The sequence below is a fragment of the Enterococcus mundtii genome (genome assembly GCF_013394305.1).
Classification (GTDB): Bacteria; Bacillota; Bacilli; order Lactobacillales; family Enterococcaceae; genus Enterococcus_B; species Enterococcus_B pernyi.
The window spans coordinates 2,587,214-2,612,288 of record NZ_AP019810.1 but is presented as its reverse complement, the minus strand read 5'-3'; the positions used below and the strand labels follow the sequence as shown (position 1 = coordinate 2,612,288).

20 protein-coding genes and 1 riboswitch are annotated in these 25,075 nt (G+C 37.4%); of the genes, 3 read left to right on the top strand and 17 right to left on the bottom strand.

Annotation, left to right across the window (positions count from 1 at the left end):
* The first annotated feature begins 82 nt into the window (after positions 1 to 82).
* A complete protein-coding gene (locus HZ311_RS12555; protein WP_010735901.1) occupies positions 83 to 565 on the top strand; it encodes a TspO/MBR family protein in 483 nt (160 codons plus the stop codon).
* Between the two features lie 113 nt (positions 566 to 678).
* Here HZ311_RS12555 and HZ311_RS12550 read toward each other — a convergent pair whose 3' ends face one another.
* The 6 genes from HZ311_RS12550 to HZ311_RS12525 form a co-directional block, all read right to left on the bottom strand.
* Entirely contained in the window at positions 679 to 2,442 is a 1,764-nt protein-coding gene (locus HZ311_RS12550; protein WP_137072101.1) for a carbohydrate-binding protein, read from the bottom strand.
* A gap of 398 nt (positions 2,443 to 2,840) precedes the next feature.
* A complete protein-coding gene (locus tag HZ311_RS12545) occupies positions 2,841 to 4,055 on the bottom strand; it encodes an LCP family glycopolymer transferase (RefSeq protein ID WP_137072099.1) in 1,215 nt (404 codons plus the stop codon).
* A gap of 415 nt (positions 4,056 to 4,470) precedes the next feature.
* Positions 4,471 to 5,943, bottom strand: coding sequence for a Mur ligase family protein (locus HZ311_RS12540; RefSeq protein ID WP_178946731.1), 1,473 nt, complete (start codon positions 5,941 to 5,943; stop codon positions 4,471 to 4,473).
* Positions 5,944 to 5,960: 17 nt separating this feature from the next.
* Complete coding sequence (locus HZ311_RS12535; protein ID WP_010735905.1) at positions 5,961 to 6,200, bottom strand: hypothetical protein; 240 nt, start codon at positions 6,198 to 6,200, stop codon at positions 5,961 to 5,963.
* A gap of 5 nt (positions 6,201 to 6,205) precedes the next feature.
* Positions 6,206 to 7,879, bottom strand: coding sequence for a hypothetical protein (locus HZ311_RS12530; RefSeq protein WP_137072095.1), 1,674 nt, complete (start codon positions 7,877 to 7,879; stop codon positions 6,206 to 6,208).
* A 79-nt stretch (positions 7,880 to 7,958) separates the two neighbouring features.
* Positions 7,959 to 10,418, bottom strand: coding sequence for an adhesive domain-containing protein (locus HZ311_RS12525; RefSeq protein ID WP_137072093.1), 2,460 nt, complete (start codon positions 10,416 to 10,418; stop codon positions 7,959 to 7,961).
* A gap of 508 nt (positions 10,419 to 10,926) precedes the next feature.
* Between HZ311_RS12525 and HZ311_RS12520 the strand changes: the two genes are divergently transcribed.
* Positions 10,927 to 12,384, top strand: coding sequence for a helix-turn-helix domain-containing protein (locus HZ311_RS12520; RefSeq protein WP_010735909.1), 1,458 nt, complete (start codon positions 10,927 to 10,929; stop codon positions 12,382 to 12,384).
* A 98-nt stretch (positions 12,385 to 12,482) separates the two neighbouring features.
* On the opposite strand, the gene HZ311_RS12515 is transcribed toward HZ311_RS12520, so the two are convergent.
* The 3 genes from HZ311_RS12515 to HZ311_RS12505 all read right to left on the bottom strand — a co-directional run bounded on the left by HZ311_RS12515 (position 12,483) and on the right by HZ311_RS12505 (position 13,969).
* Positions 12,483 to 12,683, bottom strand: a complete 201-nt coding sequence (locus HZ311_RS12515; RefSeq protein WP_010735910.1) for a cold-shock protein — start codon at positions 12,681 to 12,683, stop codon at positions 12,483 to 12,485.
* Between the two features lie 128 nt (positions 12,684 to 12,811).
* Positions 12,812 to 13,414, bottom strand: coding sequence for a superoxide dismutase (locus tag HZ311_RS12510; RefSeq protein ID WP_010735911.1), 603 nt, complete (start codon positions 13,412 to 13,414; stop codon positions 12,812 to 12,814).
* 81 nt (positions 13,415 to 13,495) lie between these two features.
* Complete coding sequence (locus HZ311_RS12505) at positions 13,496 to 13,969, bottom strand: GtrA family protein (protein ID WP_010735912.1); 474 nt, start codon at positions 13,967 to 13,969, stop codon at positions 13,496 to 13,498.
* A gap of 188 nt (positions 13,970 to 14,157) precedes the next feature.
* Between HZ311_RS12505 and HZ311_RS12500 the strand changes: the two genes are divergently transcribed.
* Entirely contained in the window at positions 14,158 to 14,964 is an 807-nt protein-coding gene (locus HZ311_RS12500; RefSeq protein WP_010735913.1) for a DUF1189 domain-containing protein, read from the top strand.
* A gap of 55 nt (positions 14,965 to 15,019) precedes the next feature.
* On the opposite strand, the gene HZ311_RS12495 is transcribed toward HZ311_RS12500, so the two are convergent.
* The 8 genes from HZ311_RS12495 to liaF form a co-directional block, all read right to left on the bottom strand.
* Positions 15,020 to 15,967, bottom strand: coding sequence for a phosphoglycerate dehydrogenase (locus tag HZ311_RS12495; RefSeq protein WP_041684179.1), 948 nt, complete (start codon positions 15,965 to 15,967; stop codon positions 15,020 to 15,022).
* A gap of 216 nt (positions 15,968 to 16,183) precedes the next feature.
* Positions 16,184 to 16,486 (bottom strand): HesB/YadR/YfhF family protein, encoded by a 303-nt coding sequence (locus HZ311_RS12490; protein WP_010735915.1) that lies wholly within the window; start codon positions 16,484 to 16,486, stop codon positions 16,184 to 16,186.
* Positions 16,487 to 16,501: 15 nt separating this feature from the next.
* On the bottom strand, positions 16,502 to 17,167 hold the full coding sequence (locus HZ311_RS12485; protein WP_010735916.1) for a potassium channel family protein: 666 nt from the start codon (positions 17,165 to 17,167) through the stop codon (positions 16,502 to 16,504).
* A 186-nt stretch (positions 17,168 to 17,353) separates the two neighbouring features.
* Positions 17,354 to 18,745: a magnesium transporter gene (gene mgtE, locus HZ311_RS12480; RefSeq protein WP_023519387.1), complete on the bottom strand. Its 1,392-nt coding sequence runs from the start codon at positions 18,743 to 18,745 to the stop codon at positions 17,354 to 17,356.
* 144 nt (positions 18,746 to 18,889) lie between these two features.
* Positions 18,890 to 19,065, bottom strand: a riboswitch (M-box (ykoK) riboswitch).
* A gap of 84 nt (positions 19,066 to 19,149) precedes the next feature.
* Positions 19,150 to 22,230: an N-acetylmuramoyl-L-alanine amidase gene (locus HZ311_RS12475; RefSeq protein WP_023519386.1), complete on the bottom strand. Its 3,081-nt coding sequence runs from the start codon at positions 22,228 to 22,230 to the stop codon at positions 19,150 to 19,152.
* Positions 22,231 to 22,519: 289 nt separating this feature from the next.
* Positions 22,520 to 23,152, bottom strand: a complete 633-nt coding sequence (locus HZ311_RS12470; protein ID WP_010735919.1) for a response regulator transcription factor — start codon at positions 23,150 to 23,152, stop codon at positions 22,520 to 22,522.
* Complete coding sequence (gene liaS / locus HZ311_RS12465; protein ID WP_019723158.1) at positions 23,149 to 24,222, bottom strand: two-component system sensor histidine kinase LiaS; 1,074 nt, start codon at positions 24,220 to 24,222, stop codon at positions 23,149 to 23,151. Before liaS ends, HZ311_RS12470 begins: the two co-directional genes overlap by 4 nt.
* Entirely contained in the window at positions 24,219 to 24,950 is a 732-nt protein-coding gene (liaF, locus tag HZ311_RS12460; protein WP_010735921.1) for a cell wall-active antibiotics response protein LiaF, read from the bottom strand. Before liaF ends, liaS begins: the two co-directional genes overlap by 4 nt.
* Positions 24,951 to 25,075: the final 125 nt, after the last annotated feature.

Here is a 25,075-nt window from a genome sequence, read left to right as displayed (position 1 = left end):
AATAACTTAATAAATCACAAGACATAAATAGGTGCTGTTATAAATAATTATGTTAAACTGTCTAAAGAAAGGAGTTTTTGTTATGGTATACACTATCAATCGATTAAAAGATTATCGTTTGTGGGTTTGCATTATCGGAATCGTTGCTTTGGGATTTTTATCTGGCATTCTTAGCGGCAATCCAGGAAAATATTATTACTCGTTACAACTCCCAGCTTTTGCACCACCTAGTTGGATTTTTGGTCCTATGTGGACGGTCCTCTACATTTTAATAGGCATTTCTTTGTACTTTATTCTAAATACACAAAATCAAAAACACCGCTCTAAACTACTGTGGCTCTTTACTATTCAATTCATCTTCAACCTTTTATGGTCAGCTTTATTCTTCAACCTTGGAAATACTTTGATTTCAGCAATCGATATCACTTTATTAATGATTTTCTTAACAGCTTTGGTCTATCATTTATGGCTGCACAATCGCACAGCAATGTGGTTGACGATTCCTTACTATTTATGGGTATTTTTTGCATCTATCTTGAATTACGCGATTTTTATTTTGAATTAATCGATAGGTTTTAACTAATAACAACGTACTAGAATGAATCACACAACAATGATTTAAAAAAGCTACGTGATCGCTCACGTAGCTTTTTTATATGATTCTATTATTCGAATGTTTTATCCAACCTGTTTCCAAGGACCGTACAATCCAGCTTCGCTTGGCTTGTTGTTTTGTGTCCAATATTGCGCTTCATAAACGATCCCATTATACATCACTCGATTTCCTTGTACATAAACTTTATTCGCTTCCCACGCGGCGATCTCATCGCCACCTTCTGGCGTTCCTGAAATCAATTCCCAAGGACCATATTGGCCTGACTCGCTCGGTACATTGTTTTGCGTCCAATGCTTAGCGCGATATAAAGCACCTTTATAAGATACAACTTCTCCACCTAAATAAACCTTTGTCGCCTCCCATGCAGGTGCCTCCCCTGGTTCACCAGGTTCTCCCGGCTCCTCTGGATCTACTACATCCGCTAAAGTTGTGAATGCAACTTTTGCCGTATCCGAAATATTTCCAGAACGATCTTCTGCATTGATTTCTACCATATATTCTGTATCGGCTTTTAAGTTTGCAAACGCGTATGAAAGAGAAGTAGTCGTAACATTGATCGTTTGTCCATTCCCTACTAATCTCAGGTTATATTTTGCCACACGGTCATTGTCAGTCGCCGCCGTCCAGTTGATATGCGCACTATTTTTTGTAATGTCCCCAACAGAAAGATTTGTCGGAACAGACGGTTTTTCTTTATCTTCCGGAGTTTCGCTTCCGCCGCCCTCATTACCTTCAGCAAATGCTTCACTCACTTTTAAGAATTCAAATTGGTTCTTTATTTGTCCTTGTCCACCATCTGTTTTTGCATCACGGTTCATCGACCAATAAGAAACCATACCAATTTTACGTTCTCTTGCATGTTCGACAACTTGATTGAACATTTCTGTCGTGAAGTACGGATGTTGTTCGTTCTCAAAACCAATCGAAGGAGTTGTACCTAATTTTGCATACGCTTCTTCATCAGTCAAAGTGATACCAGCATATTGGCGATAATGATTCTTCAATTGGACCATTGTATTGTCGACCGCATCTAATGATCCTTGTGCATAATCAATGACGCTCGGACCATAACACATCGTCATAATATTGACATTGGTCAAATCGACACCTGCTTCTAAATAAGCTTGCAATACGGATAGTCCAGTCGAAATCAAACCAGTCGGCATAACAGGTAATGTCAACGTTACTTGTACTCCTGTAGTATCTTGTAGTCGTTTGACTGCTTTCGCATTGAGTAAGTTTTCTGTATAGCCCATCGCCCCTGCTTCCACGTCAAAATCTACACGAGTAAAGCCATATCCTTGAACCACTTCCATATAAGCATCATAAAGCATATCTTCATCATGGCTGACTTCCCAGAAAGCACCTGTGTTCAGTCCACCAAATGAAACAGCAGCATCTCCACCAACCACTCTTAATTCACGGATCGTTTTTTTGATACCTTCATATTGCCATTGATCACTGTCATTCTCACTCAATCCGGCAAATCCGCCCCATGCCCAATCGATCTTACCATCTTTGATTCCTTTCGCTTGCATGAATCCTAAATTAAAGAATTTTTGCCCAGTTTCCTTTGCAATTGCCGCTAGATTCAACGCGCCATTATTCGACAACTCTGTACCTGATGTATAAGCTGTCATATCAACAAATGGTGCAACGACTTGTTCTGGCCATTCAATACCTTGACCTACACCAAAATCAGGTGTTGTTTTGATTGTTTGTTCTGTTGCTGCACTTTGTTGTTCATTCAAAAACAATGGTGCGACTAGCAGACTGCATAATGCAGCGCCAGCCAATAATTTCTTTAGACGAACATTTCTTTTCATTAGTATGTATATCCCCCATCAACAATTTTATCTCGTGCTATGTATTTCCCTCTTGCACAACGATATCATAACAAATAAAAACTAAAAATATAACATTTTTAAATAAGAATTAGCGTTTTTTAATTTTGAGTATAAAAATAAAAATATATAAAACTACTCTGTTTTGAATAAATTAACGTAAAAAAATCTGATAAACAAACATTTTCAAGACATTTCTGTAATCAAATAAAATCTATCTATCATTTTAAATTATTTTCCGTTATAAGAAAAACACTTAAAACAAAATAAAAATAACATAACTTAAAAAACTAAAAAAATATCGAAATTTAAGGATGTATCCTTAAATTTCGATATCTACTCGTTTTATTTATTGTTTAAATCATAAGAACAAAGCTTTGTTAATAGCCATTGCCTGTCCAAGTCTCTGTGCTTTGATCATTTTGTTGACCGCCATATGGGTCATAATATTGTTGCTGGTTATACTGATTTGGGTCGTAGTATTGAGAGGTGTCTTCTGAATAGACCGACTGCTGACCGTACCCATCGGTGCCATACTGATTGTACGTATCTTGTGAATATTCAGATGTCTCACCGATTGTGGTATTAGCAGTGGTATCTCCTTCACCATTTTCTGAGTCATCATAAAACATCATATAGGCATTATCATTTTTTAAGTTAGGCAACGTATCACTTGGCTTGATCTCTAATTGTTTTTTCAATTGATTTTGGATCGATAATAAGTCATTTTGACCTAGTATTTGGTAGTACACATCATTGATCGTCGTATCTTTTCCTTTTAGCTGGTCTTGCTTGATTGTTTGGAAAGCGGAGGTATAATTCGTTGCGATATCTAGCATGTCATCCCAATCCAAATCAGTTGTCACATTGTTACCTGCCGCATCTAAAAGTTTTCGATAATTGCTAACGCCATCAAGACTGACTACTTTATTGACGATTTTCGTCACAACTTCTCGTTGACGTGCTTGTCGGCCGATATCACCTTCAGGATCTTCATGCCGCATTCTTGCATACGCCAACCCTTTTTCACCATCAACTGTTTGTTTTCCTTCTGGAACATGGACACCATCTAGAGTAAAGTCGATTTTATTGTCGATCTCGATCCCACCTACTGCATCGATCAAGTCCTTCATACCATCCAAATTGATTGTGACATAGTGGTCAATAGGGATATCAAGTAATTGTTCGATCGAATCCATTGCCATCTCTACGCCACCAAATGCATAGGCATGGTTCAACTTATCGACCGTCCCATAACCGACGATATTCGTATAGATATCTCGATCCAAGCTAATAATCGTTGATTTCTTTTGTTGTGGATTGACGGTCACGACCATCATCGTATCGGATCTCCCTTGTTCTGTTCGTCCAAGGCCTCCTGTATCTAATCCTAATAATAATACTGAAAAGGGTTCTTGATCATCAATACTTACTCGATCGTCACGTTTTGCTGATACACGATCAGATTGTTTTGAAATCCGATTGACTGTTTGGCTCGCCTCTCCCATAAACTTGATTCCATAAGCTGAAACTCCGCCGATGAGAAGTACGATTATTCCCAATAAAGTCAATATCACTTTTTGCCACCGCTTCATACTACACCTCTATCATACATATTCTTGATTATTCTCTCATACACCCAATCATTCAGCAATCCAACTACTTAATCCTAATAAAACTTTAAAAAATAGTGTTTTTCTTCGTGATTCATATGTATTTTTTTGTAAAATTCTTAATTATCATACCATAGGGCGCATAAACAGAAAAGAAAGAAAGCGATTCTTTTTATACGTTTTATTGGATTTTTATGATTTTTTGTTCAATAAATTAAAAAAACTAGTTTTTTTAACTTTGTTTATGCCTTCCTATTAAGCATTTCCAGCAAAAAAAAGCGGAGAAATCAGGAAATGAAACAACTTCTCCGTTCTCTCCGTCTTTTTTTATTTGTTATAAGTGATTGTTCAAGTAAATGTTGTTAAAACGTTCTAGTAGCTCCCCGTATGCGAGAGCTCACACCATTTCTTTCAAAGAAAACTGACGAATATATCTATCGATCTCATGGAAATCGCTACCTGTGACTGACCCCTTTGCCAAAATGATACTATCATTCGTTAAATGCTGTTCGATATTTTGTGTTAATTCGGGTAACGTTTCAAACCATTCGTATTTCTGGTCATTTTTACTTTGTTCATTGAATAATTCTCTGAAATGTCCCCCATAGCCATAAATATTATCTGCTGGTACGTCTGTTAATGCCTCCATCACCTGCTGATGGACATTTGCAGAAGCATTTCCTAAATCCGCGATTTGACCTAGAACCAATATCGATTTTCCATTATAAAATGGGCGTACTGCTTTAAAGTAGTCGATTGCATTTTTCATAGAGGGTAATGACGCATTGTGTGTATCATCAATAAAAGTGAAAGAAGGTTCATTTGGATAAACATGTTTTTCTAAAATTTTAGGTAACGGCTTGAATGTCTCGAAGGTGGTAAGATAAGCTGAAACATCTCCTTTGATTTTCCAAATGGCTATCAGCGTTGCCAAAGCATTGGAAATCATCCCAGAAGATGGAACACTGAGACGGATCTTGAACTCTTGTTCAAAAAAACGGATACCTACTTCACAAAACTCTTTTTTCTGTTCAATGGACAAGACATGGACATCTCTACTTGTATCATATAGCGAATAAGTAAAAATTTCAGTTGTTTTCTTTTCGGCTGCTTGAATGAGTATAGCTAACTCTTCAGCACCCATATCGGTGTTGATGATTGCTGTACCATTCTGTTTTAAACCGTCAAAGATTTTTGATTTGTAGTAAGCGACATTCTTAGTTGTTTTTAAGGAACTAAGATGTGCTTCACCTATCGAAGTCACGATGGCTATATCGGGTTGTATTAGACTAGACATTGAACCCGTATCATACGTATTCAACGCATTGAGAGATACTTCAAGGTTCAATAAGTCAAAATCCCCTACTAACTGACTTAAATAAAGAGGAATCGCAAATCTCACATTATGATTTCCACGATTTTCTAGAACTTTTTCTTCTTTGAATGCATGGGTGATCATCATACGTGTAGATGTTTTTCCAGCAGAACCAGTAATCGCAATCACCGTTTTTTTGAACGATTGCCGCATTTGATTGGCAAATTCCAATAAGAAACGCCAGCTATCTTGGACAATGAATTGCGGTGTCGTCACACGCGGGTCTTCGATTGGATGTTCTGTGACAATCAAAGCAAATTGATTTTCCTTGCCTTTGATTTGTTCATTTCCATCCGCCCATTTGACTGGACGCATTTGATTGATATATTGACGCCGTTCATTTGTTATACAGACAAATAATGTTTTAGAATAATCTTTCGTACGTTTAAGATGTCCAGAAAAGTACTCAAGTTGATTGATCTCCTGATCCAAACTAGCATACTCTTTAAAATATGAACCTTCGATATCACTAAGTAATTGCTTGATCGTATTCATCTTTCCACCTACTTTGTTTACCATTTTCCACGCTTAGGTCTTGCTTGATTGACATATCTTCTTGCTTTTTGATCAATTCGCTTAGGCGAGTCATCGGCATCAACTTCCCAAGGGTAAAGTCCTTCTTCATTTTTCTCGTATTGGCTCAGATCCGTCTCTAGCGATTCTGTTTGGTGATGTTTTTTCTTTTTTATACGATAACCTAAATAGGAAATCCCGATCAATGCCAATGCTGCAAAACGAATAAATGCAACCATCTTATTCACTCCTTTTTATAGTGGCTTTGATAATTGATCAATCCTGACAAAAAATGTTCTGCATCATCGATCCGCATACGAAAACGATCATGCCTTGCAAAAAAACCATAGCTGATACGAACCGGTTTTTTAAAGAAAAGCGCATATTCTGGAAACATGACTCCTGTTTTGATTTCATGAGAAACACGCTTCTTCATCACTGTATCGATTCTTTCCTTTACTTCAATGAAATCATTTTGCGTATTGAAAAGTTCATTTTTTAGTTCACTATGTTCCAGTTTCCTCATCATTTTGGACGCTGCCACAAGTAATTCAAGCATTGTCGGATAGGCAGTGTCTCTCTGCTCAATAAAGTTGATATTTTCAAGGGCATTTTTGATTCCAAAACGATAATAGTCAATTTTTTGTTTATATTTTAGCATCTCGTTTGTCGCATAACTCAACCAATGATCGTGATATTTTTGATAATCTTCCGTGACAAAATGTTCCATCAAGATTTCACACGTACTAAAAATCTTAGGATCATTAAGAATCTCATACGCTCTTAACAAAGAAAACAAGGCTTCCCCATCATAATAAATGATTCGAAAATGCTCTTTGACCGTCAATTGTTTATCCAGGACATGGATTGTTTGGTTGTCTATTGAGAGAAATTTCCTAGAAATCGTATCAACAAGTTGTTTCAAGTATTTTTTATAAAAAACGTCCTCGGATACTTGGACATATTTTGCGATTGCTAAAATTGCAGTTGCTTGGGCACCTAATTTGTATTCAATCTCTTTATTGAAAAAGTCTTTGACCAAAAAGTATCCCTGTTCATTCATTGTTAAGTTTTCGATACCCCAAGCAAGACCTTTTTCTGCCTGTAGCAACAGTTCATGGTCTGAGAAATACTCAGCAGCTTCAATCAACGCATATAATGAAGAGAAATGTCTGACTGAATTATAGCCCTTGATTAATTGATCATAACAAGGATAATAACCGTAGATAAACTGTCCAGTGTCAGTTAGCTGTCCTTTTAGATACTTACTTCCTTCTCTTATGACGGAATCAGTCACTTCATTCAAAGACTCTTCAGTGATCCTTCTCACCTGATTTCCATTTCCGTAATCTTCAAGCTTGATTACTTGATTGTTTTCAATATAATAAGCTTTTGTCTTAAAAAGATAAACGTTTGAGCGCGCTAAGTAACTTAAATCCGCCTCTTCTCGATTATATTTACGTTTCACATATCCTCGAAAATTCTGTGGGTCAATTTGTAGATTCGGATGATTTTTGCCAACAATATGTGTTTTAGCCGGTTTGATAATGGCATTTCCTACTAATTCTTCTTTTAAAAAAGATCGTTTCCTTATTCCATCAAATCGTAAATTAAAATCTATATAATTATTGCGCTTGATTTTTTTTAATTTTTGGTTCAACAAGTCGAAGTCTATTTTTTCTTCTTCGGTTACAAGATCCACTCTTACATAAGAGTTTTTGTCCCATTGATTCATTTGATAAGCAGTTACGATATTATTCCAAAGTTGAGAGATGTTTTTCCCATAAAACTCCATCGTTTTTCCACGTTCTTTGTTTTCACCAGTAGTAATGATAGCTGTTTTTCTCTCTGTTTCCATTCCTGTAGTATCCAAGATATCTTTAAGTATCGAGAGTTTATTACGCGTCTGCACTAGCATCATATCACCTCTATCAGAAATAGCTATGACAAGCAGACAATTTTCCGATTGTCATAGCTAATTTTCTAGTTCCTGTTCATTAATCTTCTTTATTTTTTTTAGATTTCCAGATACCAATTCCCGAAAGTAGTGCTGTGATCGCACCTAACCAAGAAGTGGCAACAGATGAATGCTCAGCTGTTTTAGGATACATTTTCGGTGTCGCTGAGTGGTGACCACTAGGATTCACTCCGTTTCTAGCAGAAGTCCAACCAGATTGGTTGCTTGTTCCACGAGTACTTAGGAACAAGCCAACTGGATCTCCATCTGGATTATTTCCTGCTCCACCCCCGTTGCTTCCAATCCCACCTAGACGACCATCAGCATCCGCGTCAGCATCCGCATCCGCGTCAGCATCCGCATCAGCGTCAGCGTCAGCATCCGCATCCGCATCCGCATCCGCATCGGCGTCGGCGTCGGCGTCGGCATCCGCATCCGCATCGGCGTCAGCATCAGCATCGGCATCCGCGTCGGCGTCGGCATCCGCATCAGCATCCGCATCCGCATCAGCGTCAGCATCGGCGTCAGCATCGGCATCCGCGTCGGCATCCGCATCCGCATCGGCATCCGCATCAGCGTCAGCATCCGCATCAGCGTCAGCATCGGCGTCAGCATCAGCATCGGCATCGGCATCCGCGTCAGCGTCAGCATCCGCATCGGCGTCGGCATCAGCATCAGCGTCAGCATCCGCATCCGCGTCAGCATCCGCATCGGCATCCGCGTCAGCATCAGCATCGGCGTCAGCATCGGCGTCGGCGTCAGCATCCGCATCAGCGTCAGCATCAGCATCGGCATCCGCGTCGGCATCCGCGTCGGCATCCGCGTCAGCATCAGCATCGGCGTCAGCATCGGCGTCGGCGTCAGCATCAGCGTCAGCATCCGCATCGGCGTCAGCATCAGCATCGGCATCCGCATCCGCGTCAGCATCCGCATCAGCGTCGGCATCCGCGTCAGCATCCGCATCAGCATCAGCATCAGCGTCAGCATCAGCGTCAGCATCCGCGTCAGCATCGGCGTCAGCATCAGCATCAGCATCGGCATCGGCATCAGCATCCGCATCGGCATCCGCATCCGCGTCAGCATCCGCATCCGCGTCAGCATCCGCATCCGCGTCAGCATCCGCGTCAGCATCAGCGTCAGCATCCGCATCGGCATCAGCGTCAGCCTCTTCATCATCCGGAATAATTGCCGCCGTTGGTAAACTTGGATTGTCGTTTTGATCGTAGGCAATTAATTGGATATCATCAAGTGGCGCAACATCATCTTGAGAAATCGGTATCGTAAATGCTCCTGTCCCATCGGCTTGACCTTCTGCGATCAAATTGTTGGCATCGTCATAGATCCGCACTGTAGTATTTGGATCGGCCAACCCAGTGACTTCATATCCTTCTGTTGAATTTCCTGTAACTTCAACATTATAAGGCGCAGTTACTTCGGCTGCTTGGTAAAAAATCGGTGAATAGCCGTCAGTAGTGGAACCCACATTAAGGTTCAACACATCTGCTTTCACAACAGTTCCAACAAAGCCTGCTTCATAAGGAGTTGATAAATCGATCCCTGCATTTGCTAAATCAGCATAATTAGGATCTTGGATCGTTGTCGGGATTGTGATTTCTGTTCCTCCTAGCACACTCGCATCTGCTACAACACCAACCAAAGAAGAAGTTGGACCTAATAGTCCTGTTGCAGTAGCAAATGCTAAGTTAAATGCTGGTTTTACAGTCGCAGCTAATGCAGTATTAACAATCCCAGCTGCCGCATTTCCTAAAACCCCATTTCCAGTTGCTTGTAACGCCTGAACGGCATTGTTCAAATCAGTTAATATTTCTGTTAATCCCTCTCTGACAACTGTTTCAAGTGCCCCATCCAGTTCACCATAGATATATTCGTCCCCTTGTACTTGCAGTGGAATTTGCACTTCAGCAGAAGTCAACGTACTTAGATTTTGTAATAAGTTCAACTGCTCGTAAACTTCAGCAAGATTCACACTTGCTAATGGATTTGCCCCCAACAAGGTATCAATCGCTGTGATTAAAGGAGTGACCGCACTATTTACTGCATTCAGCAGTGGAGCTAATTCATCTTGTGGAAGTAATATATCTGTTTGAAAAGTCCCAGCGCCTGCTGGGGAAACAAGTCCCTGCATTTCTTCTGGGATCACTAAGACTGCTCGTCTCGTACCATTCAATAAATTAACATTGATTCCATTTTCTCCTGAAATCGTAAAGTCGACATTTCTAGTCGCCCCACTAAGTTGATAAGGAGCTGAAGCTGTTGTGCCACTTGTATTAGCTGTAGTCAAAGTATTGAATATTTGTCCACTGACCACATCCGCATATGCTTGATGTGTGCCAAGGGTAAATAAAGGTGTCACAATTGAAATCGGAGTAACCCCTAACATCACCCCTGCTGCTATCGACGTACCTATCAATATTGTTTTTTTTGATCGCCGTTTGGCACGTGCCTTTTGATCCATACTTTTTTTGTAATCCTTTTTCATTCCCTTTCCCCCTAAAGCAGATTCATGTATTTTTGTTCTCCCCCACAGATTGAATCAACACGAATAAATATGCTTTGCCCTGAATGACACTCCTTTACCAAAAATTTAAAAAGATATCTTTTTAATTTTTCTCATTACAACTTAAGTTATCTTGAATAGTAGCAACGTCGAAATAAGAAATCTATCATTAAGTTCTGATATATTTTGAAATAACTATCTGAAAGCAGATGATAATACCTAAAAATGAATATTTAATCGTTATTTTATGCAAAAAAATTTATTTAAAATGCCAAATAACATATAATATTAACCAAGTAAATTATTATTATTTATTTACAAAAAGCTTGTACTATCACCCTAATAAAATAACTAAAAAAATTATTATGTAACCTTTTTTTTTACTAAATATACTATTTAAAAAAATGAAAATTATTATATCCTGAATAAAAATATAACATTTTATAATAATTTAACTATTTATCTATCTGCTTATGAAGGAGGTTTCTCATTGAATATCTATACTATATTAGAGAAAAACATACACGTACAACTGACTATTTTAAAAAGTTGTTACGAGTCACATCAACCTTTGACAATGGACGAACTTTCAAGTCTACTCCACATAGATAGACGTTCCTTATTCAATCATTGCGAACGCCTATGTTCTCTATCCCAAAATAATATGTTCAAAAAAGATGGATCTAGTTACCATTTTCTTGGTGACAACTATGACTTTCATCAACTGAAACTAGCAATACTTGAAAATTCGTTAAATTTCCAAATACTTAAAGCTGTTTGTCTACATTCAAATCTCACGCTTTACGAATTCGCCGCTCATCATGGAATCAGCGAATCCTTTCTCAGAAGGCAGTTGGCTCAAGTAAATCATTTCTTCAGTTACTATGATTTAAAAATAAAAACACGAGAAGGTACTATTTTTTTCAGTGGAAAAGAAACCCAAATTCGCTACACGATTTATTTGTTCTTATGGGAGGTATATGAAGGAATCGAATGGCCATTTCTAACGCTTGATTTCCAGAAGATCTTAACGACAGTAAAACAAGTTTTTACCAATATTGCACTAAAAAGGAACAAAATTAAAACAATGGAATGGTGCTTCATATTAGCTGTTAATATCAATCGATTCAAACAAGGATATCCTGTCCCTGAACCTGAACTTCCTCACTTTTTAGATCCTATGCTAGACGGTCTTTCTGAGGTGACCACTGACCTGAAATCGATTATTTCTGCTTATGGATTACCTTCTTCTGAGTTAAACTTTATTTTATTGTGGATACAAACACGCCCTCACATTTACGTAAATAAAAATATTATGGTTCATGCATCAAAGGTTCATAAAAAAAATGCGACACCGATTAATGAATTTCGCGATCAGTTTTATCATTGTATGAAATCTGTTGGGATAAAAACCAATGAAATTACTTCAAAGAAAAAGTTATTAGATGCAACATTATATGCGAACGCTATCCATGATTACCTTTTTAGTCCTTTTTCTGGCAAAAAAAGAGAAGTTACTGATTTTATCGAAAAAAATTATCCCTATTTCTATCAAAATATGGTCGATTGGACTCAACAAATGCAAAAAACACATTTTCCATGGATTCAATTAAGTACGTTGATCGAAGCATTTTTAGTTATTGCCCCACCCACATTTTTTGATAAAGAGATCAAAGTGAAATTAGAAAGTGATTATCCTTTAAGTATCGAATTATTATATGTAAAAGTTTTACAAAACCATTTAGGTTTGTATTTGAATGTCCTTTTCACAAATGAATTATTGCTGAATCCTGAATTGATTATTCGTACAACTGAGGCCCCCACCAAAATAATCAGCTATGAAAATGAAATTCCTTATATTACTATCCGCAATGATTTTTCTACTTCAGATAATAAGCACTTAGTCCAAAAAATCAAAGAAATTATGTTTGGCAATAACCAAAATTAACTAATTTTTCTTGTAAAACTATTTTTTCCAGAAAGAGAAAATAAAGAAACAAAAAGAAGATACGGCAAGCCGTATCTTCTTTTTTCGTCAACATGATCTTATAATTTAGATACTTCAGCAGCTTGAGGACCACGCGCACCTTCAACGATAGAGAATTCTACTTCTTGGCCTTCTTCTAAGCTTTTGAAGCCATCGCCTTGGATTGCTGAGAAATGTACGAATACATCGTCTCCACCGTCTACTGTAATAAACCCAAATCCTTTTTCATTGTTGAACCATTTTACTGTTCCATGTTCCATAAATATATAGCCTCCAAAAAAGTTCTTGCAAGTAACCCTTGCAAAAACATTATACCGAATTTAGAAAACGCTCGCAAGCATTGCCCCGTTAATTTTCTAAATTCCATGGCAAATGGAAGAACGCTATTTTAGCCTGCGAAATGCTTGTTCACTTCATCCCAATTCACAACATTCCAGAAAGCTTCAATGTAGTCAGGACGTACATTTTTGTATTTCAAGTAGTAAGCATGTTCCCAAACATCTAAACCTAGAACAGGTTTCTTGCCTTCCATCAATGGTGAGTCTTGGTTGGCTGTAGAAGTGATTGCAAGTTTACCATCTTCAAGTACTAACCAAGCCCAGCCAGAACCGAAACGTCCTGCCGCTGCTTTTTTGAATTCTTCTTTGAATGTTGCAAAATCGCCGAATGTTTCGTTAATTGCGTCTTTGATTGCTCCTGTTGGCTCGCCACCAGCATTTGGTGCCATGATTTTCCAGAAGAATGAATGGTTCGCATGTCCACCACCATTATTACGTACAGCTGTTTGAATGTCAGATGGAATAGCATCCATGTCTGAAAGCAATTCTTCTATTGTTTTTTCGCCTAGTTCAGGATATTTTTCGATTGCTGCATTTAAGTTTGTCACATAAGTATTGTGATGTTTGTCATGATGCAAATGCATCGTTTCTTCGTCGATATATGGTTCTAATGCATCAAATGCATAAGGTAGATCTGGTAATGTGTAAGTCATAAAAAAATTCCTCCTCAAATTTGTTGGGTCTCTTTACACTAAAAGAGTAACAAAGTGAGGGAAATTCTTCAATTGTTATGCCTAGTCTTCCAATTTTTTACTGGTTTCTGCTGGTTCTTCGATAATTTCTGTCTTGTTGAAAATAAATAATTTGCTAAAGACATAATTTGCCAATACGACTAAGATCTGTGTAATGATTTTAGCGACATAATCATTCATTTCCAACCCTTTGATCATCAAGAACATGGCGCCCATGTCTAGTCCATAAGAAACGATTCGGTAAAAAACAAATTTCCCAAATTCGATAAATAAATGCGTATAACTAGGAGATTTGGATTGAAACACCCATACCTTATTGGTGACAAATGCAAATAAAACAGAACAAATCCAAGAAATCGTATTCGATACTGGCATCGATAACTGGAAGATTTGTTGCGCGATTGCATAACTGACGAAGTTGACAACTGTTGCTAATCCACCAAAAAATAGATAGATGAAAACTTCCCAATATCCTTTACTTTCTAAATAGCTTTTAAATTGAACATAAATCTTCATTTTTCTACCTACCTTATTTATCATTCTTTCCTATCATACTCTATCTGCTAATAATTTTCATCTCTAGAAAACAATGATCGATAAGAATATAACCTTATCTATCGTGAGAGAATGTTTTAGAACTCTTGTAATTCATAGCATACTCCGCTAGAATTGCTAGTGATGACAATTCTACAGAAGGAGTAATTATGACAACAAAACAACTAATCATTAGCTCATTTGCTCGATTCACCGAGCTTAAAAATGCTAAAAACGTATCATTTGGAAAATCATTAGTCTATCTTTTATGTTTGAGTGTACTAATGGCATTACCTATTTCTTACCAAATTTTTCAAGTGCTGGACACTATCAAGTCCGATGGTCAAAAAATTGCAGCTGAAATTCCAGATTTTAAGATTCGTGATGGACAAATCGATTCGCCAACAAATGAAGGTTTTATTTATCAAACGGATTCGATCATCTTTACCTTTGACCCCGAAGGAAAACGTACCCCTGAAGATATCTCTTCAGATTTGATAGGGAATTTCCTAAGTGTCGGTCTGCTAAAGGATAAATTGGTTCTAGCTTTACCGAATACCGGCACGACTTCGGCATTGCTGAACAATAATCAGTTTGAATTTGAGTACACGAATAATGCTTTAAAAAATCTAACTGGCGAAAGCTTACGTAGTACATTAAGTGAAGCAACGATCCCTTTTTGGATCAAAGCATTAGTATTTTTGATTTCCATTTATCCTAGCTTTTTAAATCTGATCATCACTTTACTTATGGCAAATTTTGCGGCTTATGTATATGCAAGATTACGTTTAGCTAAAGTAACTTTTCTCGATTGTCTAAAAACAATGATCTATGCGATATCATTACCCACTGTTATTGCAACGATCCTGATGATTTTTGCACCAACTTTTGATACAACAGCGTTTATTGCATTTGCGGGCATATTCATTTTTGCTCAAGCAGTCAAAGGCTGGCCAAAAATCCAATTACCAAAATAAAAGAATCTCTGGGAGAGGTAGTCATTACACACCTCTTCTAGAGATTCTTCTTCATTTAATAGCCTTCATTCAAATCGATTTCATTTACTTCTAATTCTGTTTTGTCTACGTAGGATTTTAAGTTTGTTAGAAAAATATCCATAAACTTCGTTTGGAAATGTGGTGTCTGACCTGCAATATGAGAGGTGATCAACACATCTTCTCTTTCCCATAATGGGCTATCTTTTGCTAATGGTTCTTCTTCAAACACATCTAAAGCCGCAAAAGCCAGTTGTCCATCGTCTAACGCAGCTATTAAATCAGATGTTTTTACGGAAGGCCCACGTCCTACATTGATGAATAGCGCTTCTTTATCAAAAGCTTCAAATACTTTTGCGTCAAATAACCCTTTTGTCTGATCTGTCAAAGGTAAGATATTCACCACAATCGTTGCTTTCGGTAAAATTTCTTTTAATTTCTCTAATGGATAAGTCTCTTTGAATCCTTCCACTGGATGTCCAGATGTATTGATGCCGATACATTCTAAACCAAATACAGCTGCATGTTGTGCCAATTTTTTTCCAATATGTCCAGTTCCTATAATTAGTAATTTTTGATCTTCCAATGCTTGATAATGGATATCTGATCCTAGCCACTCTTTATGGAACTGCGCTCGTTGGGCTTGGAACAATCCACGAGAATAGCCTAAAATAATGCCCATGGTATGCTCGCTGATCGATTCTACATGGATACCACTCGCATTGGAAAGTAAAATATCTTTGTCAGCGAATTCGTTTAATGGAAGATTATCTACTCCAGCAGAAATCGATTGGACCCATTTTAAGCTGTCAGAAGCGAATATATCTTCTTGATAATCTCCATTCCAGCCGATACTGATCGCTATTTCAGAAAGTTCGTCGGATGCTACTTCCGTTTGAAATGAATATTCTGGTGCTATTTCTTTGATCTTTTCGATAAATTCTTCACGAAATGAACGTACTGAATAAATTATTTTTTTTGTCATCACACCCATCCTCTCTACTTATCAGTCTAGCTTAATCCCTCAAAAGAATGAAGTATGTTGCACTTCATTCTTTGAATGACTTTTTCCTATAATGAACACAGTAAAAGTGGATCAGCGTTTGACTGTCTAAAAAAAAGCCTAACAATCCGAAAGTAAGTAAAACTTACTTTTCGTTCGTCAGGCTTTTTTCCTAAAGATAAAAGACTATTTCTCACCTTATACATCTGCTGTTTCTTGGAAATGATACGTTGGTTCCTCTAATTGTGGATCATAATCAACAACCAGATCATATCCTTTGAAGAACCAATCATCGGCTTCATCAATAAAGAATAATAGACCATCGATCGTTTCTTGTTTCATCGGACGTTCTGGTAACTCCACAGACATACCGATTGAAAATCCCTCATGTACTTCTGTTTTGCCATATACTTTCCCAAAAAAACGGATACCATAATTTTCAGGTAAATCTACCTCTGCTTGAAACCATTCTTTTGCTTTGTCCGTTATTGTTAATTGCATGTGATGAGCCCCTTTTTATTGATTCATTTTATCATCAAGTATATCTACATCTTCTGTTTCTCCGATAACAAGTAAATTATCATTTTCACGTACATATTCGTCTGCGGCTGGTGACACTACGACAGAACGATCGAAGCGTCGGATGGCTACCACAGTCAAATCAAATCGCTGTCTGAAATTTAGTTCTGCTAATGTTTTATTAAAGAACTTGGGATTAGATACCCGAATCTCAGCGAGCGAGAATTTGTCTGACAGCTCTAAATAATCCAAAATATTTTTAGAAACAAGATTATGTGCGATCCGTATCCCCATATCTCTCTCAGGATGAACAACGCGATCTGCACCGATCTTTTCAAGAACACGAGCATGATACTCATTTTGTGCTTTGGCTAAGATATTCGGAACGCCCATTTCTTTAACCATCAGTGTCACTAAAATACTTGCTTGGATATCTTCTCCAATTGCTACGATCACATGATCAAAATTTCTGATTCCTAAAGATCGTAAAGTCATTTCATCTTGTGCATTCGCAACCACTGCATGTGTTGCGATATTCATATATTCATTCACTCGGTCTTCACTGCTATCAATAGCTAAAACTTCTTGACCAGCTTCGACTAACGTACGACAGATACTGCCACCAAAACGTCCAAGTCCTACGATTGCAAAATTCTGTTTCACTTTTCTCCTCCTTTATCCATTCCATTTCAAGTATAGCAAAGCCACTGTAAAAACAAAAGCAACCCTGCTTTTCTTTACGGAAAAGACTCATTTTAATGGAGGATCAAGAGAAGGCCTACTATGGTAGATCATAGAATATTTCTTGATATTTCTACTAAAAAGGTATGGCTATATTACTAATTATTCCTACAATAGGTAGCCTAAGAATACGTTAACTGAAATAAAGTAAATAAACAACCCAGCAATGTCTTTGATCGATGTAATAATCGGTGCAGATCCAGCAGCTTGATCAATATTCAATTTCAATAAGATAAAAGGAATCAAAAAACCAAGGGCGGCAGCTAAGGTCATTGCAAAGACCAGAGAGATCCCCACAGCTACACCTAACAATGGTATGCCTTGCCACACAGAAGCGACTATTCCAGATACGATCCCTACAACAATCCCTAAACTTAGACCAATCCCTGTTTCCTTCAAAAAGTGCTTGATAAATGTGTTGAGATCAATGTGCCCTAAAGATAATCCACGAACAAAAACCGTCGATGATTGCGTCCCTACATTTCCACCCATATCCATGATCAAAGGAATAAAAATAGCAACAGCAGCCACAGATTCTAACGTTTGTTCAAACTCATCGATTACTAGACCAGCTAACATCCCTGCAACCAATGTGATCGCTAAGAAAGGCAACCGGACTTTCCATATTTGCCAAAGATTCCCGTTAATCAGTACTGTACTACGATCAGCTTCTACAGAGGCGACGTCTGCTAAACCAGCAGCATTGAACATATCCTCGGTCGTTTCTTGCTCTAAGACATCGATGGCGTCATCCACTGTCACAATACCTACTAGTCGTGTTTCTTTATCTACGACGGGAATAGCGATCAAATCTAACTCTTGTAACAATCGTGCAGTTTCTTCTTGGTCTGTATCTGTGGTTACATAAGCGACGTGCTTGATCATGATTTCTTCAATCCGTTGATCACTTTCTGCAATGACTAGATCCTTTAACGATAGTACTCCTTCAATTTTTTTCGCCATATCTGTCACATACAAAATATAGATTGTTTCCATTTCTTTCGCTAATCTTCTGATTTTATGCAGTGCTTCTTCAACAGTCATTTCTTTTTTAATTGAAATAAATTCAGTCGTCATGATCCGTCCAGCTGTCTCATGTTCATAGCCCATCAATCGATTCGTTGTTGCTCGCTCTTCTTCAGAAAGCTCTGCCAATAGTTTTTTAGTCACACTTGCTGGTAGTTCGTAAAACAACCTTACCCGATCATCTGGAGCCATCTCATTCACAAATTCAATCACACCATCATCCGTAAACGAACGAAGCAAATCTTGTTGGACAGACGGTTCAAATGTTTCAAAGATTTCGAGGGCTTTGTCTTTTGATAATAATCGAAAGACCAGTACTTGCTTATCTAAAGGTAACGTAACAAATAGTTGGATCAATTCCACTTTCTCGATCGTTGCTAAATAGTTCTTCAATTCTTCAAGCTTTTTTTGCTCAAGATAATTAAGAATCTTCAATTGTGTTTCTAGGTTATTTGTATCATTTAATGTTCTCATCTCGTATTCTCCTTTGTTACATCGTTTTTTCGATATAAACTTGTTGGATGGATTCGTTTGGAAAAACAGGAAGTACATAAAAAAGACGGCCTCCAAAAGAAGCCGTCTCATAAGATCCCATCAAAATGGTACCAGTGTTTACCTGAACGAACTTCTCGTCTGAGCTTTAGCACTAAAAGACGTAATTCTGGAAATATAATCCAGATAGCTACGTTAAGCACGCCTTAAGCCGACGTTGCCTGTTATACCCTGTGGCGTCTCTCGACGTTTGAGGGCAGTAGCCTGTGTTCTTTTAGGAGCCTCACCTAACAAGTTTTTATAATTAAACCCTACAGGTAAAATTGGTTTTTGTCAATAAGAGGATTAATATTTGATAAAAAAATGATAAAACAGAAATGATTACTTTACAATCTTTCTCCTGTCACTCCTTCTACAATCCCTTTAGCAATTTGATCCATGTTTCTACGAATATTTTCTACATCACGAGTATTGGTGATAAATCCTAGTTCCGCTAGTCGATAAGGGATACCACGAGAATGTAGTACATTCAAATTCAATAAATCACTTCTTAAGTTGATACCACCGGTATTTTGAACAGAGCCCCATAAACCTACATGTGTGCGTATCACATTAGCAATGGCATAATTTTGTGTCGTATATGAGTTGCCGTTACGATGCGCAATCACATGCCCACCAGTACTAATACCAATCGCTCCTGCATCTAAATGAAATTCTGTTACAGAAGAAAAACTACTACTAATCGTATACGCACCCTGCATTCTACGAGTGTCTTGGAACATATCCGCATTTGTATCATAAAAGGTTATACGATTTGTTTTTAAGCGCCCTGCCCATTTTTGTAAATATGGCATAAGTTCATTTCTTGTAAAGTCTCGCTCGTTGATACCGTTATATGAAGCCCCTGGATCTCCTGCTCCATGTCCCATTACAAATAGATGATTGATTGAGGTTTGGTAAGGAGTTGTTGTAGCCCCTGGAGCTGGAGCTCCTTTTCTTACTAACATTACTTGAATGGCTTCCATTGGGAAGTTTAGATTTGCTGTTCCTGCATATTGGTCATTTCTAGCCCAGTCTAACCAACCAAAGTTAGCAGAATGAACACGATAGTAGACATCATAAAATTGATTAAGCTGACCAGTCAAACGGATTCGAATAGCTTCAGCATGAAGTGCTCTTCCTGTTGTACCTGCTAAGTCATTATTTCTTACATAGCCTTGCCAACCGATATTCTGTACATGCGTTGAATATTCAATTGCACCAGGTAGAGGTGTATTTGATACATTGATTCTCATAGCCTCAACCCGGCTACTTTGTCCAGTTGTTCCAGAAGTCTCACCATTTCTTTTTGTTGCTTGCCATCCCACATTACGCAGATGAGCTTGATAATTGATTGTTGGATCAGCTAAAGTATTCCGATTGTAAAAAGGAACTCCCCCCCCTGGAGAAGATTGACCTTTCGGAACTAACCTGACTTCTATTGCTTCTAATTGATAAACAAATCCGGAAGAGCCAGCATCTGCCCCATTTTTTGCCCAACCTAACCAACCGAAATTCGCTGCATGCACTCGATAATATACATTGTAAAATTGACTGAGTTGCCCTGTTAGTCGAATTCGGATTGCTTCACTCTGAGCATACCGATCGGTCGTTCCTGAGATATTATTGTTGCTGACAAAATTCATCCAACCTATATTTTTCACATGGCTACTGTATTCAATATTGCCAGTTAAACTAGTATTCGTTACTTGCATACGCATAGCTTCAATCCAACGATTTTGATTAGTTGTTCCTGACATTTCTCCATTTGAGCGAATTCCTTGCCAGCCCTGATCTTTGACAAAAGTTTGATAAGAAACTGTCGGATTGTTTACATTTTTTTGAAAGAAAGCATTTCCTGTAATGATATTTCCTTGGTTTTTTCTGACTAGTTGAATCTGGATTCCTTCCATTTGATACACATAACCAGCTGTCCCTGCATCTTCGCCATTTTTTGCCCAACCTAGCCAACCAAAATTAGCTACGTGTGTGCGATAGTAGACATCATAATTTTGTGCCAGTTCGCCGGTCAAGCGAATTCGAATCGCTTCCATTTGCAAAACTTGGCCAGTTGTTCCAGAAGTTTCTCCATTTTTTACATAATTTTGCCAACCTATATTTTTCACATGACTACTATACTCAATATCTCCAGAAACTCCCGTACCTGAAGTTGTAATACGTATAGCTTCCATCCACAGGTTACGTCCAGTTGTTCCTGCAGCACTTCCATTTGTTTGATTTGTTTGCCAACCAATATTCTTGACATGAGTTTGGTAAGACACTGTTGGAGAATTACTTATTCTAGCAAATGATTTTAATGTATCCTCTTTTTGAGTCAAATCTGTGCTCTCACTTGTTGATTCATCGTATACGTTATTAACTATAATTTTAAAACTTCCTAATATTTTTTCAGCATCTAATAAGCTAACAGTAGCTTCACCTGGTTCATTTGCAGTGACTGTCCCATTTTTATCAACACTCACAATTTGATCATTTGATGATGTCCAAACGGGTTGTTCGATTTTAGCATTTTCTGGAACAAGCGAATACTCAAGTTGTTTAGTTTCGCCTTGGACCATTTCTATTTTTTCTTCTTTTGGAATAATTGATTCAACGCTATTTTGTTCTAAAAATTTCACGTCTACAGTGATATCTAGTGAGCGATTAGATGTTTCTTCTAAAATTGCTTTTTGTGAAAACTCTACTTGGTAACTATAATTTAGTGCCGAAGGTTCAACAGTAGTAAAAACGGATCCATTGTATTCCCAATTAGTTGAGTTAATATCGATCTTATTTAATTCCGGTTTTAGATTGTCTTGATTGATCACCCATTCACGATCATCTTTTGATGCTTCTGCATTAATCAATTGTTCTTTCCCGTTAAAATAAGTCAAATGATCATTCATCGACAAATCAATTGTTGACAGTTTATTTTTAGAAACATCAAGGTAAGTTAACTCTGAAAGAGCCGAGACATCTACTTGTTCTAACTCATTATTTTGAACTTCCAGTTTTTTTAACTGTTTAAAATATTCGATACCATCCAATGATTTGATATTTCTACCACTAAGATCCAACTCAGTTGTAGCCAATAATTCATCGGATAATACGTTACTATGATTCTTCTCCATCATTTCAATCAATACTTGACGGAAATTTTGATCTGGGAAATGAACTTCATCAACAGAAATATCTTTAGATGAATTTTCTGCAGAGTTTTCTGTTGTTCCTGTGGTTTCCTCTGTGGTGGGATTAGTACTTTCTATCAAAGGGACATTAGATGATGTTGCTGTAGTTTCGTTTGTTTGCGAAGTACTTCCTTGTGACGTATTTGTTCTATCGTTTATCGATACTGCGTAGACACTTGGCGTGATCGAGCCTGACAGTAATAAGAAACTTAATAACATGCCTATCCAATTTTTTCTCATGACATTCTCCTTTATTTTTTAAATCGAACTTATATTGTCCTATAATATATTAAACTATAAAAAGACCCAAATGAAAAGAACATGATAACAAAGAATTCAAAATAACAAACAATGTAATTTGTAATTAGCAAACACAAATAAATCCAAAACAAAAGTAATAACATTTTGCTTTGGATCAGGGTACTGTTTTCCCTTATCAATGTGAAAACATGGATACTTTATAATTTATGTTCCAATTTATACTTAGCAAAAATATGCTTACTGTTTAGATCATAAGTCATAAGTCTACTTACTTCACTAATCCATGCTTGAATGCGTATATGGCAGCTTGCGTACGATCTTCCACTTCTAATTTTGCTAAAATATTAGAAACATGTGTTTTGACTGTTTTCAAAGTAATAAACAATTCGTCTGCGATTTCTTGATTGCTCTTTCCTTCAGAGATCAACATAAGAATCTCATTTTCACGATTCGTTAAATCATCGTGCAAGATTGGCTCATTACGCCGACTCATCTTTTCCATCATTTTCGAGGTTACTTCAGGTTCAAGCACACGTTCACCTCTTTGAGTCGCGCGGATCGCATCGGCGATTTCATGGGCTGTCGATGTTTTAAGTAAGTAGCCTGTTGCGCCAGCTTCAATAGCCGGATATACTTTCTCATCATCAATAAAACTCGTGACAATAATGATTTTTGCTTCTGGCCAATCTTTGAGGATTGCTTTTGTAGATTCGATCCCGTCCATTTCTTCCATGACTAAATCCATTAGAATCACGTCCGGACGAAGTTCCATGGCTTTTTCGTAGCCTTTTCGTCCATCTTCTGCTTCTCCGATTACTTCGATATCTTCTTGGATCGACAAATAGGAAGAAACCCCTAAACGTACCATTTCATGATCATCGACTAGTAATACTTTTATCATTTTTCCGCCTCCTTTATTAAAGGAACTTTAATTTCTACACTTGTCCCTTGTCCTTTGAAACTAATGATTTTTACTGTCCCACCAATACCTGCTACACGTTCTCTAATATTGTTTAGTCCGTAGCTGCCAGTTTTTGTTTCATTCATATTGAAGCCAGTACCGTCATCGATCACTCGTAATAAAAGATTATTATCGATTTTATGCAGATACACTTCTAATTCATTTGCTTTTGCATGGCGTAACGTATTTGAAAGTAGTTCTTGAACGATCCGAAAGAGATGATCTTCAATCGAATCAGACAAAGTGATATCTTCAATATCCCATTTCAATGCAATTTGTATCTTGTTTTTTAATTCTTTTAATAATTGTTCAATCCCTTGTTTCAAACTTTTTTCTTCAAGATTGACTGGTCGCAAATGTAGTAGCAACGCACGCATTTCAGATTGTGAAGCATTGATGATATCTGCTACCATCCTTAGTTGTTTACGAAACATTTCAGGCGTATCACTTTTTTCTGCTTGTTCCGTCAGTGCAGACATCATCATCATCGCTGCAAATAATTGCTGGGAAACTGAATCATGTAGCTCACGCGCTAAACGATGTCTTTCTAATTCTAAGATTTCTTCTTTTGTTTGTCCATCGACATATTGAGGTCGACTCGTCAATATTTGAAGTTCACTTGACACTTCGATCATTTTTTCTTTGATTTTAGTGATTTCTTTTTCAATTTCTTTAACATATATATCGTCAGATGCACTTGGTAAGGAATCATTTAAAACTTTTGCTTCATAGTTACCGGAAGAAATTGCCCGTAACTGTTCTTCGATTTTCCCATAACGTGCTTTTTGTAAAAGAGAGACAATCAAAAAAACAATTAAACCGACACCTGACGAAATTGCTAGTAAGTGAAAGATCAATGGCACGTATAAAATTCTGGCACTTAATAAAGTACGCCAAAAATGAGTTTGATTACTTGCGTAAAAATAAGTAAAAAAAGAAAATAAAATGACGATAAATGAGGCGATCGAAGCATAAATAGCTAGCATCGGTCGAGAAAGTTTCTCTATCATGCTCGAATCACCTCGATATCCCCAAGTAATGTGTTCGTAATGATTTTTAAACGACGTGGATTTTCATCGTAATCGTTACTATAGATTTTAATCGACTCGTTCTTCAATGCAAATTGTTCTTCTTCAAATTGTACATTTCCTACTAACGTTGCATGTTCGAGACTGATTGCAATCCCTAAAGGAACTAAGATGCGTGTCCGACCGATTCCTTTTCTGACGATAACGATATTATCGTCTTTAGGTAACAAGGTGTTCCCTAAATCGATGATCGTGTCTCCTGAAAGTAGAGAGATATTAATATCATCCCATTCATACACATCATTACCAATTCGCTGGTTACCGAATAATTGTTGTTTTTTTCGTTCATTATTGTGGGACTTCACTTGCTCTGTTTGAACCATAATGATTTGTTTTTTTCGCCAAAAAGCATTTTTGGTTAGATCGATCCCAGAAATCTCTACACCTTTAAGACCGATGAACAAGACAGCAAAGACTGCCATTATCCATAGCGCAGGACTATTGATCAAACTGAAAAAAATAACTAGTCCACCTAGTACAAATTGAAAATTCTGAAATCCCGATCTCGGTGATTTTCGCAATGCAAGATAGATATTAAAAATACCAAATAAAACTAATAGTAATAATTCAACATTATTTACGATTTGCCAAACTGCAAAGATCAATAGTAAGGCTTCTACTACTATAAAAAAGCGCCAAGAGCTATTCATCGCTATTCTCCTTTCCTTTTCATTCTCTTTTTTATCATACCTATTTTTGTTTCGAGATGCTATAGGACTTTAGATGTAACTATCGCTTTCTACAGCAAAAGGCCTGGGACTTTGTGTCATGATCC